Here is a 14,231-nt window from a genome sequence, read left to right on the forward strand (position 1 = left end):
GGTCAGGTTGGGGCGTTTGCACCTACAAGTTCATCTAGAAGACCTCTGTCAACTCTCAGATCTCGTATGACGAATGGAAGAACCTCGGCGTCGCAGCGAACATCGCCTATGATGTTGTTCCTGGCTTCACCGTCACGGCCGAAGTCGACTACCTCAATGCAGGCAAGTTCGACGACGCCGACTTCTCCAACTGGACTGGCGCCACCAAGAAGAGCAGCGTCGGCGGTCTCCTCCGCTTCCAGCGCTCGTTCTAATAAATTTCGCTTCGGCGAAATTGAAAACCCGGCGGGCAACCGCCGGGTTTTTCACCTCTCGGTACCCCTATCAGATCGTGCGATGCTTCGGCGCGCTCAAATCGACATCCGGCTGATCCACATCGCCAGAACCAACAACGGCTCGGTCCAGATCGCTGCAAATTTTCCAAATTCGGATCAGATATCGGCAAGGTCGCCCAATGACTCAATCAGCGGCTGGATCTCGCTTTCGTAGTTCGTCCACTGCTTGACGGATGATGTATAGATCGGCTGGCGGACCTGCCAATTGCTATAGGTCTGTACGGAGCCGCCCCTGTCAAAAAAGCGCAAGCAGGTATCGTCCCAGGGTAGTCCGAGATAATCTATGAGACAGCGCGACTGCCTCTCTTGATTTTCAATCAACGTCTCGTATCGGTTTTCGAAGATGCGGCCCGGGAAAATCTTGTCCCAATGCCGCATCAGACGATCATACTCCCTGTAGTAAAGCCCCAGTGTCTCCAGATCGGCGCTATAGCTATGCGCTTCACTGAGTTGCAGGACAAAACAAGAGATGCAGTTGTCAATGGCGTCGCGGCGACAATGAATGATGCGCGCGTTGGGGAAAAGGATGCCAATCAGGCCGACCAGCTCGAAATTGTGAGGCATCTTGTCGATAATTCGAAGCGCGTCTGGCGCCCGCTCGCGCAGGTAGGCAAGATGCTCCGCAGCCAGCGCCCTGGACAGCTGTGGAGTCATCGATGCGATCGCCTCACCTGGGCTTATGCCGGATCCATACCTAAGATCGAGCCCATTCGATGTGCGTCTAAGCTTTGTTAACTCGCCAGCGCCATGAACATTGGGATGGCTGGCGCAGATCTGCTCAGTCAGTGTTGTGCCCGAGCGAGGCATCCCGACTACGAACACGGGCACCTCCGAGACATTGCCAGAAGCAGTCCTTGAAGCCACCAAATCCGGTGTAAAGGTTTCGATCAGGGCGTCGACCCAACCACGGTAGGATTGCACATCGAAGCTCTGGCCGCCGGCTTGATTTCCTTTTTTGAAGTGATCCATCGCCTCCTTGTAGCGACCGAGGTCGTTGAGCAGCTTTCCGGCCGCGTGATGGAGCGCCGTCGCTCCCTCGGATCCGTGGTCAGGGTCTTGAAGCTCCGTCAGGATCGCCGCGAGTTCTGGTGGCTCTTCAGTGAATTTGTGCGTGCGTACAAGTGCATTGTAGGCAGCAGGTACCGCGATACGCCGGTCTATTGTTTTTTTGAGATGAACCGCGGCTTCGTCCATACGGCCGAGGCTTGCCAGCGCACGAGGCAGCCCCAACAGGGCCATGGGATGATCTCGGTCGACCCTGAGCGCCTTCTCAAAGAGCGGCAGCCCCATTTCCCCCTTGTCAAACGAATTGTATGCATCGCCCAAAGCGCACAGCGCTTCCACCAGATCCGGCTTCAATGCCAGTGCGTACTGAATGTGTTTGATCGCCGGTGTAAACTCGCTGAGCCTCAAATAGGCTTGACCGAGGCTTAGGTGATAGTAGGGATTTAGAGGCTCCTGCGCGATGGCCCGAGCAAAATACCGCAGGACCTTTTCCTCATCGTACCCGATCCCAAGCGTCCCCAGTATAAAAAGGGCTAGCGGATGTTCGGGCGTTCTCGCCAGAACGCGATGACAGAGTTCTTCCGCCTCAGGCAATCGATTCTCTTGCTGGAACTCGAGCGCCTGCCTCAACATCATATCGTTGGCCTGAGCGCGAGACGGAGCCGCCTTTGCGGGCTGAGGTTTCGGTTGCCCAACCGTCGGCGGTGCGCCCTTCGGCGCTGCTCGGGTTTTAAGGTGCTTGGCCCAAGCGGGCGGCAATCGGTTGCTCATTCTAGTTCGCTAGCAAAACGGATCGGCGAAATCCAGTGCGGCATTGTCATCTTGCGCCCAACATGCCTCCACGCTAGCAAGAAAGCCCCTTTCAAGTGAGCCTTCGCCATGCGCCAGCGCCCTCCCCTCACGCTTCTCGTCGACGCACTTCCCTCGACGGTGCCCTTTGTCGGACCCGAAGCGCAGGAGCGCGAGCGCGGCCGCGCTTTTCGCGCCCGCATCGGTGCCAATGAGAGCAGTTTTGGGCCTTCGCCGCGCGTCATCGAGCGCATGGCTGGAATCGCCGGCGACATGTGGATGTATTGCGACCCCGACAATCACGACCTGAAAGTGGCGGTTGCCGCGCATCACGGCGTGAAGGCCGAGAATGTCGTGGTTGGCGAAGGCATAGACGGCCTCCTCAGCCTGGTGGCCCGCATGTATGTGGCGCCGGGCGATGCCGTGGTCACCTCGCTCGGCGCCTATCCGACCTTCAACTTCCATGTTGCCGGTGTCGGTGGGCGGCTGGTCACGGTCGCCTACGAGAACGACAGGGAAAGCCTGGACGGCCTGCTTGCGGCAGTGCGCAAGGATAAGGCGCCGCTGGTCTACCTATCCAACCCGGACAATCCGATGGGCAGCTGGTGGGAGGCGGGCGAGATTATCCGCTTCATCGAAGCGCTGCCGGACACTACCATGCTGGTGCTCGATGAGGCCTATGGCGAACTCGGGCCGGCCTCGGCGTTGCCGCCGATCGATATCTCCCGGCCGAACGTCATCCGCATGCGCACCTTCTCGAAGGCTTATGGGCTCGCCGGCATACGCTGCGGCTATGCGGTGGCCGAGACCCAGGTGATCCGTGACTTCGAGAAGATCCGCAACCATTACGGCGTCAGCCGCATGGCGCAGGTCGCCGGCGTCGAGGCGCTTGCCGATCAGGACTATCTCAGGAGCGTGGTGGCGCGGGTCGCTGCCGGCCGCCGACGGATCGCCGGCATCGCCGAGCAGAACGGGTTGAAGCCACTGGCCTCGGCAACCAATTTCGTCACCATCGACTGCGGCGGCGATGGCGCCTTTGCGCTGAAAGTGCTGCAAGGCCTGCTGTCGCGCGACGTTTTCATCCGCAAGCCGATGGTGCCACGGCTCGACCGCTGCATCCGGGTCAGCGTCGGCCTCGATCACGAGTTGGACATCTTTGCCGAGGAACTGCCGGGCGCACTCGCCGCGGCGCGGCGGAACTAGGATCCGCCAGTAGGCAAAGCGCAATCACAGGGCGCGCTTACAAATCCAGTTCCCAGGTCTGGCCGGTCAGATCCTTGCCGAAACTGTGGTGAGGCTGCTGCGAGACCAGCCTGAAGCCGGCGCGCTCGTAAATCGCACGCGCCGCCACGAGGACGTCGTTGGTCCACAGCACCAGCTTGCTATAGCCGCAGGCGCGGGCCTGGTTCACGCATTCCGCGACCAGGCGTTTGCCGATACCCAGGCCGCGCGCAGGCGCCTCGACATGCAGCAGCCGCAGCTTTGCCACCTCGTCGTCCTGATGAACAAGGAACACCGCACCAACTGGCTCCTCGCCACGCTCGGCGATCCAGCAGAAATCGCGGCCGGGCACGAAATTGCGGATGAAATCGGCGCCAATCTCGGCAAGCATGGCCTCGAATTCGATGTTCCAGCCATATTCCTCGGCATAGAGCCGGGCCTGCCGCTGCACGACCCAGCCGACGTCGCCGATGCGGTGCGGCCGCAGCGTCACCTCGCCGCTCTTAGTGTCGGGATCGTCTAACAATTCCCCGACCTTGCGCAAGGCGCCACCCAGTTCCTGCAATCTTTGGTCAGGCAAATTCTCGATGAGCCGTGCAGTATCGCGATCCGCCGCAGCCTGGAGCTCCGAAAGGGCCGCCTCGCCTCTTGCCGTGAGCGACAGAATCCGCCGGCGCTTGTCGGCCGGATCAGTCCGCGTCTCGGTCAGTCCCCCACTGGCGAATTTGCGCAGAATTCGTGTCAGATACGCTGCATCGACCCGCAGTTGCCTGGCAATATCGGAAGCCGTTGGGCCCATCTCCAGATGGAAAGCCTTGGCAAGAAAGCCCTGCTCCCCAGCGGCTTCAGAAACCGCCGGACGATTAAGGTGGCCGAGTTCGAAAAGTACGCGCGCCTCCGTCAACGTGAATGCGCTTTGTGTCAGCGTCTCGTCGAGAAGACCGACGGTGCGCGTGTAGAAGCGATTGAAGCGCCTGATATCGGCCACCAATGCTTTTCGTTCGTCCAACATTTTGCGTCCAACTCCCAATAGGCAACTGCATTTTTCAAAAATTAGTGGACTGAGTCAATTAAATTTCGAAGGCCAGAGAGCACAGCTGTCATGCGCTATGCTCAGGTTGCCTTCCCGGCGCAGTGCGCCAGATTCCAAGGAGATAGGCTTGGAGATCGTCATGGCTGGTCCTGGCAGGGAAGTGCGGGCGCGCGTCTACGGCAATGTGCAAGGCGTCGGATTCAGAATCTGGGCCCGGGACGAGGCCATTAGCCTCTGTCTCGCGGGCTGGATTCGCAATGAAGCTGACGGTTCCGTAACGACCCGGATTGCAGGTCTCGACGAGGCGGTCTCGACAATGATCGAACGACTGTGGAAGGGCCCGTCCGGGGCTTTGGTTTCCAGGGTCGACGTCGAGGAGTTGGCACCCGGAAATACATTCGCCGAGTTCAGGATTGTTGCATGATGGTGGATTTGATTCAGCGCCCTTGAATTAATTGAACGTTCGTTTTATTATTGCCTCGTATCGAGGCCGACAATGGCACGCACGACTGGATCCGATGGTGAAAAGACCGAGGCAGCCATCCGCGAGGCGGCCGTCAATCTGATTGCGCGTTTCGGCTACGAGGCGATGTCGATGCGCCAACTCGCCGCCGAAGTCGGCGTCCAGGCTGCCGCGCTCTACCGCTATTTTCCAACCAAGGAAGAGCTTCTGTTCACGCTGATGCGCGAACACATGGAAGGTCTCACAGGCGCGTGGGAAGCAGCCCGCCCTATGGGTGTGGATCCCGCGCAACGGCTGTCAGCCTTTGTCGAGAACCACATCGCCTTTCATATCGAGCGTCGGCACGCCACGCATGTGTCGAACATGGAATTGCGCAGCCTGTCGCCCGAACGGCTGACGCAGATCCTGCGCATGCGGACTGCCTACGAAAAGGAGCTGCGCACCATTCTGCGCGACGGCGCCGAGGCGGGCGTCTTCAGCATCGACGACACCGGGCTGACGGCCATGGCGCTGATCCAGATGATGACCGGCGTCATCGTCTGGTTTCGGCCGGGCGAACGGCTGTCGATCGCCGAAGTGACGGCGACCTATCTGTCGATGACGATGCGGCTCGTCGGCGCGAAGATCGGCGCCTACAGCGCCGCGCGTCCCTTTGGCCGCGCAAAGGACGCTGTAGCACTTTAATTTCGCGGATCCCTTCCGGAAATCGAAGTCGATTTTCGGGGTCATGCGGCAGGGAGGATAACATGTACACGAACACGCTCAGCTTCGGGCATGATGAGGAGATCGAGGCGCTGCGCGATATGGTTCGGCGCTTCGCCCAGGACAGGATCGCACCGATCGCCGCCGATATCGATCGTTCGAATGAATTCCCGGCGCATCTGTGGGGCGAACTCGGCGCGCTTGGCCTGCTCGGCATCACGGCCGACCCCGATTTCGGCGGCAGCGGCATGGGCTATCTCGCGCATGTGATCGCCGTCGAGGAAATCTCGCGCGCCTCGGCCTCGGTCGGCCTCTCCTACGGCGCCCATTCCAATCTCTGCGTCAACCAGATCAACCGCTGGGCGACGACGGCGCAGAAGGAAAAGTTCTTGCCGCCGCTGTGTTCAGGCGAACGCGTCGGCGCGCTGGCGATGTCGGAATCCGGCGCTGGTTCGGATGTCGTGTCGCTCAAGCTGCGCGCCGAAAAGCGCAATGATCGCTACGTGCTCAACGGCACCAAGATGTGGATCACCAACGGGCCGGACGCCCAGACGCTGGTCGTCTACGCCAAGACCGATCCGGAGCTGAAATCACACGGCATCACCGCCTTCATCGTCGAGAACACGATGGCCGGATTTTCCGTGGCGCAAAAGCTCGACAAGCTCGGCATGCGGGGCTCCAACACCGGCGAGCTGGTTTTTTCGGATGTCGAAGTGCCGTTCGACAACGTGCTGCACGAGGAAGGCCGCGGTGTCGAGGTGCTGATGTCGGGCCTCGACTATGAGCGCACCGTGCTTGCCGGCGGCCCGATCGGCCTGATGGCGGCGTGCCTCGACGTGGCCATCCCCTATGTGCATGAGCGCAAGCAGTTCGGCCAGGCGATCGGCGAGTTCCAGCTGGTGCAGGGTAAACTTGCCGACATGTACACGACGATGAACGCCGCACGCGCCTACGTCTATGCCGTCGCCGCCGCTTGCGATCGCGGCCAGACGACGCGCAAGGATGCCGCCGGCTGCGTGCTGTTTGCCGCCGAGAAGGCGACGCTGATGGCGCTGGACGCCATCCAACTGCTTGGCGGCAATGGCTATATCAACGACTATCCAACCGGCCGCCTGTTGCGCGACGCCAAGCTCTACGAGATCGGCGCCGGCACCAGCGAAATCCGCCGCTGGCTGGTCGGGCGGGAAATCATGGCGGAGGGGGTATAGTATGGCAGCACTTCAAACCCAGATCTCTCCCGCCTCCGAGACCTTCCGCGCCAATGCCGAGCGCATGCGCGCCTTGGTCGCCGACATCGCGGAAAAAGCTGCCATCGTCGAGCGCGGCGGCTCGGAGGAAGCGCGTGAGCGCCACGTTTCGCGCGGCAAGCTGTTGCCGCGCGAGCGCCTCGCGCAATTGCTCGACACCGGCTCGCCGTTCCTCGAGATCGGCCAGTTCGCGGCATGGTCGATGTATGGCGAGGAGATTTCTTCGGCCGGCATGATCGCGGGCATCGGCCGCGTCGAGGGCACCGAGGTGATGGTCGTCGTCAACGACGCCACGGTGAAGGGCGGCACCTATTATCCGCTGACGGTGAAGAAGCATCTGCGGGCCCAGGAGATCGCGCTGCAGAACAATTTGCCTTGCATCTATCTGGTCGACAGCGGCGGCGCCAATCTGCCCAACCAGGATGAGGTATTTCCCGACCGCGAACATTTCGGCCGCATCTTCTATAATCAGGCCAACATGTCGGCGGCGGGTATCCCGCAAATCGCCTGCGTCATGGGTTCCTGCACGGCAGGCGGCGCCTATGTGCCGGCGATGTCGGACGAGACGATCATGGTGCGCAACCAGGCGACCATCTTCCTCGGCGGCCCGCCGCTGGTGAAGGCGGCCACCGGCGAGGACGTCAGCGCCGAGGATCTTGGCGGCGCCGATGTGCACACGCGGCTGTCCGGCGTTGCCGACCACTATGCGTTGGACGACGACCATGCACTCGCCATCTGCCGGCGGATCGTCAAAAACCTGAATCGGAACAAGACTGTAAGCCTGAACTTACAGAAGTCGATTCCGCCACTTCATCCGGCGGATGAACTCTATGGCATCGTGCCGACCGACCTGCGCCAGCCCTATGATGTGCGCGAGGTGATCGCGCGCATCGTCGACGGTTCCGAGTTCGATGAGTTCAAGCAGAACTACGGCACCACGCTGATCACCGGCTTTGCCCATCTGCATGGCATGCCGGTCGGCATCATCGCCAACAACGGCGTGCTGTTTTCGGAAAGCGCGCTGAAGGGCGCGCATTTCATCGAACTGTGCTGCCAGCGCAGGATACCGCTTGTCTTCCTGCAGAACATCACCGGCTTCATGGTCGGCAGGAAATACGAGGCCGGCGGCATCGCCAAAGACGGCGCCAAGCTGGTGATGGCGGTTGCCACCGCCAGGGTGCCGAAGGTGACGATCATCATCGGCGGTTCGTTCGGCGCCGGCAATTACGGCATGTGCGGCCGCGCCTTTTCACCGCGCTTCCTGTGGATGTGGCCGAATGCGCGCATCTCTGTGATGGGCGGCGAACAGGCGGCAACCGTGCTCGCCATGGTCAAGCGCGAGGGCATCGAGCGCAAGGGCGGGGAATGGACCGCCGAGGAAGAGGCGAAATTCAAGAAGCCGATCCTGATGAAATACGAGCATGAGGGCCATCCGCTCTACTCGTCCGCTCGCCTCTGGGACGACGGCATCATCGACCCGGCGAAGACGCGCGACGTGCTGGCACTCAGCCTGTCAGCCGCGCTCAACGCCGAGATCGAGGAAACGCGCTTCGGCGTGTTCAGGATGTGAGATGAGCAAGGCGCTGGACAGGATCCGCATCCACACCGGCGACATCACGAAACTGGATGTCGACGCCATCGTCAATGCCGCCAACACGTCGCTTCTTGGCGGTGGCGGGGTCGATGGCGCCATCCACCGCGCCGCAGGCCGCGAGCTTGAGTTCGAATGTCGGATGCTGAACGGATGCAAGGTCGGCGACGCGAAGATCACCAGGGGTTACAAACTGCCGGCTCGACACATCATCCATACAGTCGGCCCCGTCTGGCAGGGCGGCGGCAAGGGCGAAGCCGAGTTGCTGGCTTCCTGCTATATCAGGTCGCTCGAACTCGCCGCCGCCAATGACTGCCGCTCGGTCGCATTTCCAGCGATCTCGACCGGTATTTACCGCTACCCGAAAGACGAGGCGACGCGGATCGCCGTCAGCACTATCAACGCATTCCTGAACGAGACAAGCAGACCGGAAATCGTCATTTTCTGCTGCTTCGACGAGCAAACGGCTGAACTATACCGGCATGCCGTTGCTGCCCTTCGAGAAGGTTGAACTGTATGGCGCAATCGATTCATCAGCATCGTCTGCGGCACGCACCTGAATGCGTCGCAGCAGGCGGCCGAAGAGCTGGCGATGAAATCCTGTCTCGCCACCGGCAGCCATTACAAGGTTACGACCGGCGGCGGCTGCGAGATCGCCGCGTCCAAATAGGTACAACCGACCGCCAGGTAGAGCACTCCCTTGGTAAGGGAGTGCTCTACGGTATTGGGCGAACGTCTGAACGGATAGGTTGGAGGGACAGCGCCCCCCTCTGTCCTGCCGGACATCTCGGCAGGACAGAGGGGGGCGCGACGGAGCGCCTGCGTCGCTTCAAGCAAACTGTGTCCCAGGAGGCTCGATGTTCACCAAGATCCTGATCGCCAATCGGGGCGAGATCGCTTGCCGTGTCATCCGCACGGCACGGACGATGGGCGTGCGCACTGTTGCCGTCTATTCGGACGCCGACGCGAAATCCCTGCATGTCGAGATGGCCGACGAGGCCGTTCATATCGGCGCCTCGCCTGTCGGCGAAAGCTATCTGCGCGGCGACAAGATCATCGCGGCTGCCCTTTCGACGGGCGCTGAAGCCATTCATCCCGGCTACGGCTTCCTGTCCGAAAACCCCGATTTCGTCGACCAGGTGGCAGCGGCGGGGCTCATCTTCATCGGCCCGTCGGCGGCCTCGATCCGTGCCATGGGGCTGAAGGATGCCGCCAAGCGGCTGATGGAAAAGGCCGGCGTGCCGGTCGTGCCCGGCTACCATGGCGAGGCGCAGGAGATCGTGCTGCTTGCCTCCAAGGCGCGCGAGATCGGCTATCCCGTGCTGATCAAGGCGCGCGCCGGCGGTGGCGGCAAGGGCATGCGGCGGGTCGAGCATCCCGATGAGTTTTCCGAAGCGCTGTCCAGCGCACGGCGCGAGGCGAAAGCCGCCTTCGGTGACGACCGCGTGCTGGTCGAAAAATACGTCGACAAGCCGCGCCACATCGAAGTGCAGGTGTTCGGCGATAGTCTCGGCAATGTCGTGCATCTCTACGAGCGCGACTGCTCGGCGCAGCGCCGCCACCAGAAGGTGATCGAGGAGGCGCCCGCCCCCGGCATGACACCGGCTTTTCGCAAGGCGATGACGGACGCGGCGGTGAAAGCCGCCAAGGCGATCAATTATTCCGGCGCCGGCACCATCGAGTTCATCGTCGATGCCTCGCAGGGGCTGAAAGCCGACCGCTTCTGGTTCATGGAAATGAACACCCGCCTGCAGGTCGAGCACCCCGTCACCGAAATGGTTACCAGCACCGACCTGGTCGAGTGGCAGCTGCGGGTCGCATCGGGCGAAAAACTGCCGAAGACACAAAGCGAGATCGCGCTCGCCGGTCATGCCTTCGAAGCGCGCATCTATGCCGAGGATGCGGCAAAGGGGTTCCTGCCGGCAACGGGCACGCTGCATCATCTAAAATTTCCGGATGCAGCGCCCGAAGGCGCCGCGATACGTATCGAGACCGGCGTGCGGGCTGGCGATGCGATCTCGCCCTACTACGACCCGATGATCGCCAAGCTGGTCGTTCACGCCAAGGACAGGCAGGCGGCACTGCAAGCGCTTGGTGCGGCGCTGTCGCGAACCGAGGTCGCCGGCTCCACCGTCAACACCGCCTTTCTCGCCGCTCTTGCCGCCGATCGGGATTTTTGCTCGGGCGACGTCGACACCAGCCTGATCGGCAGGCACCAGGAGACATTGACGATCGTCCCGCCGCCGACCGGCGAAACCGTTGCCGCCGCCGCTGTCGCAGCCTCAGGCGCCGGAGCATCGCCGCCATCCGACGATCCCTGGTCGTCCCTTGCCGGCTATGCGCATTTCCACAACGTGGCGCGGCGCACGCGGCTGACGTTCAGCGATGACGATATCGTGGCAAAGGTTTCGCTGCGGCCGGATGGACGGTTCCGGGTGGCGCTCGATGCGCCCTATGACAGCACAAATTCGCATGATTTTCGCACTGCACCGCGCCTCGCCCGCTGGCCAGGCCACATCACCGTGTTCGAAGGCGCTGTTGGCTACACCTTCGCCGTGCCGGACCCGCTGGCGCGCGCCGATGAGGCAGCCGCAGGTATAGGCAGCTTGCGCGCGCCGATGCCGGGGCTGGTCAAACTGGTGCGCGTGACAAGAGGCGATGCAGTGATCAAGGGCCAACCACTGCTGATCCTCGAGGCTATGAAGATGGAGCACACCATCGCCGCGCCACATGATGGCGTGATCGCCGAGATCGCGACAGAGGGCGCGCAGGTCACCGATGGGACGGTGCTGGTGCGGTTCGTGGAGGAGCACAACGCCCGACCGCGGTAGCGAGCTGACAGCCGAAAGCCGTCGACGGGGCAAACGAGAAAATGGCCGGGACGAGCCGGCCATTTCGCCATCCTATCCAGTCGCCAGGGCGACGATTACTAGGCGATCGGTTACTGGGCGATCGGTGCGTACTTTCCATTATGCCACTGGTTGATGTCGTAGCTGGCATTCTTGAGGTCGCCCTTTTCGTCGAAGGTGACGTTGCCGACGACGGTGCTGACGGGCGTGCCATTCTTCAACGCTTCGGCAACCTTCGCCGGATCGTCGCTGCCGGCGCGCTTGACGCCCTCGGCGAAGGCCTGGATCACGGCATAGGAGAACAGCGTGAAGCCCTCCGGCACGAAGCCGCCCGCCTTGATCTTCTCGACGGCGGCCTTGGCTTCCGGCTTTGCCTGCGGATCCGACGGGAACACGAACATGGTGCCCTCGCCTGCCGGGCCAGCAACCTGCCAGAATTCCGGCGAAGCGATGGAGTCCGGCATGATCAACTGGAACTTCAGGTTCTGTTCCGCCGATTGACGCAGGATCAGACCAGCCTCAGGATGATAGCCGCCGAAATAGACGACGTCGGCTTTCAAGTCCTTGAGCTTGGTGACGAGAGCCGAATAGTCCTTCTCGCCAGCGTTGATGCCGTCATAATAGACCTCCTTGAGGCCGCCGGCATTCATCGTTGCCTTGACGGCGTCAGCCACGCCCTGTCCGTAGGCACTCTTGTCATGCAGGACGACGACGTTCTTGCCGGCAAACTTCTTGGCGATCCATGGGCCGATGAAGGCGCCCTGCGCATCGTCACGCGTATAAAGCCGCATGATCGTCGGCCAGCCGGCCTTGGCCGCCGCGTCGGTCAGCACCGGATTGGAAGAAGCCGGGGTCATCATCAGAGCGCCAGCTTCGGCATAGACAGCAGAGGCCGGAATGCTCGAACCCGAGCAAGCATGGCCGTCGATGAATTTGACGCCGTCGGCGACGACGCGGTTGGCGACCGACACTGCCTGCTTGGGATCGCACTGGTCGTCTTCGATACTCAGCTTGATCTGTCGGCCCCCGACGCCACCCGCTGCGTTGATCGCGTCAGCAGCGGCCTGCGCGCCCTGCTTGAACTGATCGCCGATGGTGGCGAGTTGTCCGGTCATCGGGCCGACCACCGCAAAAGTGATGTCGTCGGCGAATGCGAACGGCGTGCTCATCATCAGGCCGAAAATGGCCGCGTTCAAAATACCCAATTTTTTCATTGCAGTAGAACTCCTCCACTCACGCGCGGCCGCTCCGGCCGCACTTCTTCCAGAGAGCCGGGACAATTTCACCCTTCCTTGGACCTGTCTAGGCGCATTGGCGGCACTCGATTGGGCCTGCAACGCGCCGCGGCAAACAGGGCAAAAGCCGCGCCGGCCTTGTTCCGGCCGGTCGCGGCTTTTGCCTGTCGAGCTGTTCCCGAGCGCCCCGCGCCTAAAAATCCCGCTCGCCCTCCCCGTGTCGTGCGCGACTGGACCTTGCGGCCTGCCGCGTTCTCCTTCTTCAGAGCATGATCCCGGGGCAAACGGTTTCCGCTTGTCGGAGAGAACCGGATTCCACTTTGGGCATTTCACCGTCTCACGGAAACGGCGAACCGCTCTAACTCTTTGTTTTGACGCGATTCCGGACGGAAACCCGCTTCACACTTTTCCTGGAGGTCATCGACCGTCTTGCGCGGCCTTCTGTCGTGCCGGGTCTGGCCGTCTGTGCGGTCTTGATCCCGGAGCTTCCCTGTCTTCGATAGGTCTGTAGGCAGATCTTAGTGGATGGTCATCCATTCGCGGGCTTCGCGAAGCGCCTTGGCGATCTCGACCTTCGACATTGCCGCCGACAGTTCGGAACGCAGTTCCGCGGCGCGGACCGAGCCCTTGATCGCGGCAATGTTGAACCATTTGTGGGCGGCAACGACATCGGTCTCGCAATCGCGGCCGGTCGCATACATCATGCCCAGTTCGAAAAGAATGTCGGCCTGGGCAGTTGCCCCCATGGCGCCGAAACCTGCTTCAAGCATTTCAAAACGTGCCATTTCAATCCCCTGTTTCCGGCCCCTGTCAGGCTCCTGAGAGCTGCCTTCTTTCGTGCTTGCGGCTGCTCTTCCGATGCTTTCGAGAATGCCGTGCAGGCTTGAATCCGTCGTTAAATGGCGTGCTTAATTTGAGGAAAACAAAGCTAAAACAAGAGGTAAACGCGGAAATTCGTTAAGGATACAAAGCCAGCAATTCAGCGAGCTTGCGTCAAATTTGACAAAAATCCTCCGCTGCCAAGTCAAGACTTTGCTAACCACGGGAGACAAAGGCGCTGCGCCGGTCATTTCATTTTCTCGCCGATGGGACGCATTCGGACGCTTTCAAGAATCCGAAAGTCTTCCGCAGCGGCACCGCTTTTGTTTTGCCGGGAGCTGGATTAGCTTACGTTAGCGTAAGCGGCAGACCGGCGAGGGGCGGAGCATCCGGTCGGACATCCAAAGGGAGGAAGACATGTTTCGAAAAGTGAGCCTGGCTCTTGCGGCCACATTGATCGTGGCGGGTGCGGCATCGGCCGATCCGATCGAGGGTGATTGGAAGACGCAGGCCGGCGACACCGCGGCCATCGTCGGCGGCGGCTCGTTTTCCATCACGCTCAAGTCCGGCAAGTATGCCGGAAAAACCATCGGCTCGCTCAAGGCGGCTGGCGACAACAAATATGCCGGCAACATCACCGATCCGGCAAACGACAGAACCTATTCGGGCAAGGCGACCCTTTCCGGCAGCTCGCTCAAGATGAGCGGCTGCGTGCTCGGCGGACTGATCTGCAAAAGCCAGACTTGGCACAAGCTCTGATCGACCTATATACAGATATATATCCTTGTGACATGAAGACGGGGCTCTGACGGGCTCCGTTTTCGTTTGTCGCGGCGCAACGCCCTAACCTCGGCATCCTGCCGAAACAGGCGCCGTCGACGCTAAATCCCGCCCATCAGTTTGAACCGCAGATGAACGCCGGCATCAGAGCCGGTTCAGTTG

Annotated in this window: 12 protein-coding genes and 1 pseudogene; 9 read left to right on the forward strand and 4 right to left on the reverse strand. The window is 61.3% G+C overall.

Going from position 1 to position 14,231, the window contains the following annotated elements:
• Window positions 1–254 (forward strand): annotated as a pseudogene (locus NKI20_RS08390) (porin); the annotation flags it as partial.
• 177 nt (window positions 255–431) lie between these two features.
• Here NKI20_RS08390 and NKI20_RS08395 read toward each other — a convergent pair.
• Window positions 432–2,111, reverse strand: coding sequence for a tetratricopeptide repeat-containing sulfotransferase family protein (locus tag NKI20_RS08395; RefSeq protein ID WP_352829789.1), 1,680 nt, complete (start codon window positions 2,109–2,111; stop codon window positions 432–434).
• A gap of 108 nt (window positions 2,112–2,219) precedes the next feature.
• On the opposite strand from NKI20_RS08395, the gene NKI20_RS08400 reads away from it, so the two are divergent.
• Window positions 2,220–3,332: a pyridoxal phosphate-dependent aminotransferase gene (locus tag NKI20_RS08400; protein WP_352829791.1), complete on the forward strand. Its 1,113-nt coding sequence runs from the start codon at window positions 2,220–2,222 to the stop codon at window positions 3,330–3,332.
• A gap of 37 nt (window positions 3,333–3,369) precedes the next feature.
• Here the strand turns inward: NKI20_RS08400 and NKI20_RS08405 are convergent, their stop codons facing one another.
• Window positions 3,370–4,362 carry a bifunctional helix-turn-helix transcriptional regulator/GNAT family N-acetyltransferase gene (locus tag NKI20_RS08405; protein ID WP_352829793.1) on the reverse strand — a complete coding sequence of 331 codons (993 nt, stop codon included), beginning with the start codon at window positions 4,360–4,362 and terminating at the stop codon, window positions 3,370–3,372.
• 160 nt (window positions 4,363–4,522) lie between these two features.
• On the opposite strand from NKI20_RS08405, the gene NKI20_RS08410 reads away from it, so the two are divergent.
• From NKI20_RS08410 to NKI20_RS08435, 6 genes are all read left to right on the forward strand, one after another.
• On the forward strand, window positions 4,523–4,807 hold the full coding sequence (locus NKI20_RS08410; protein WP_352829943.1) for an acylphosphatase: 285 nt from the start codon (window positions 4,523–4,525) through the stop codon (window positions 4,805–4,807).
• Between the two features lie 72 nt (window positions 4,808–4,879).
• Entirely contained in the window at window positions 4,880–5,530 is a 651-nt protein-coding gene (locus NKI20_RS08415; protein ID WP_352829794.1) for a TetR/AcrR family transcriptional regulator, read from the forward strand.
• 62 nt (window positions 5,531–5,592) lie between these two features.
• Window positions 5,593–6,756 carry an isovaleryl-CoA dehydrogenase gene (locus NKI20_RS08420; RefSeq protein ID WP_352829795.1) on the forward strand — a complete coding sequence of 388 codons (1,164 nt, stop codon included), beginning with the start codon at window positions 5,593–5,595 and terminating at the stop codon, window positions 6,754–6,756.
• Window position 6,757: 1 nt separating this feature from the next.
• Window positions 6,758–8,365, forward strand: coding sequence for a carboxyl transferase domain-containing protein (locus tag NKI20_RS08425; protein ID WP_352829797.1), 1,608 nt, complete (start codon window positions 6,758–6,760; stop codon window positions 8,363–8,365).
• Window position 8,366: 1 nt separating this feature from the next.
• Window positions 8,367–8,897 (forward strand): O-acetyl-ADP-ribose deacetylase, encoded by a 531-nt coding sequence (locus NKI20_RS08430; protein WP_352728175.1) that lies wholly within the window; start codon window positions 8,367–8,369, stop codon window positions 8,895–8,897.
• A 346-nt stretch (window positions 8,898–9,243) separates the two neighbouring features.
• Window positions 9,244–11,217 carry an acetyl/propionyl/methylcrotonyl-CoA carboxylase subunit alpha gene (locus NKI20_RS08435; protein WP_352829799.1) on the forward strand — a complete coding sequence of 658 codons (1,974 nt, stop codon included), beginning with the start codon at window positions 9,244–9,246 and terminating at the stop codon, window positions 11,215–11,217.
• 110 nt (window positions 11,218–11,327) lie between these two features.
• Here NKI20_RS08435 and NKI20_RS08440 read toward each other — a convergent pair whose 3' ends face one another.
• Window positions 11,328–12,449 (reverse strand): ABC transporter substrate-binding protein, encoded by a 1,122-nt coding sequence (locus NKI20_RS08440; RefSeq protein WP_352829801.1) that lies wholly within the window; start codon window positions 12,447–12,449, stop codon window positions 11,328–11,330.
• A 539-nt stretch (window positions 12,450–12,988) separates the two neighbouring features.
• A complete protein-coding gene (locus NKI20_RS08445; RefSeq protein WP_023760434.1) occupies window positions 12,989–13,255 on the reverse strand; it encodes an SEL1-like repeat protein in 267 nt (88 codons plus the stop codon).
• Window positions 13,256–13,706: 451 nt separating this feature from the next.
• On the opposite strand from NKI20_RS08445, the gene NKI20_RS08450 reads away from it, so the two are divergent.
• Complete coding sequence (locus tag NKI20_RS08450) at window positions 13,707–14,048, forward strand: DUF2147 domain-containing protein (protein WP_352599258.1); 342 nt, start codon at window positions 13,707–13,709, stop codon at window positions 14,046–14,048.
• The last annotated feature ends 183 nt before the right edge of the window (window positions 14,049–14,231 follow it).

This window comes from Mesorhizobium sp. M0830 (genome assembly GCF_040319965.1).
Classification (GTDB): domain Bacteria; phylum Pseudomonadota; class Alphaproteobacteria; order Rhizobiales; family Rhizobiaceae; genus Mesorhizobium.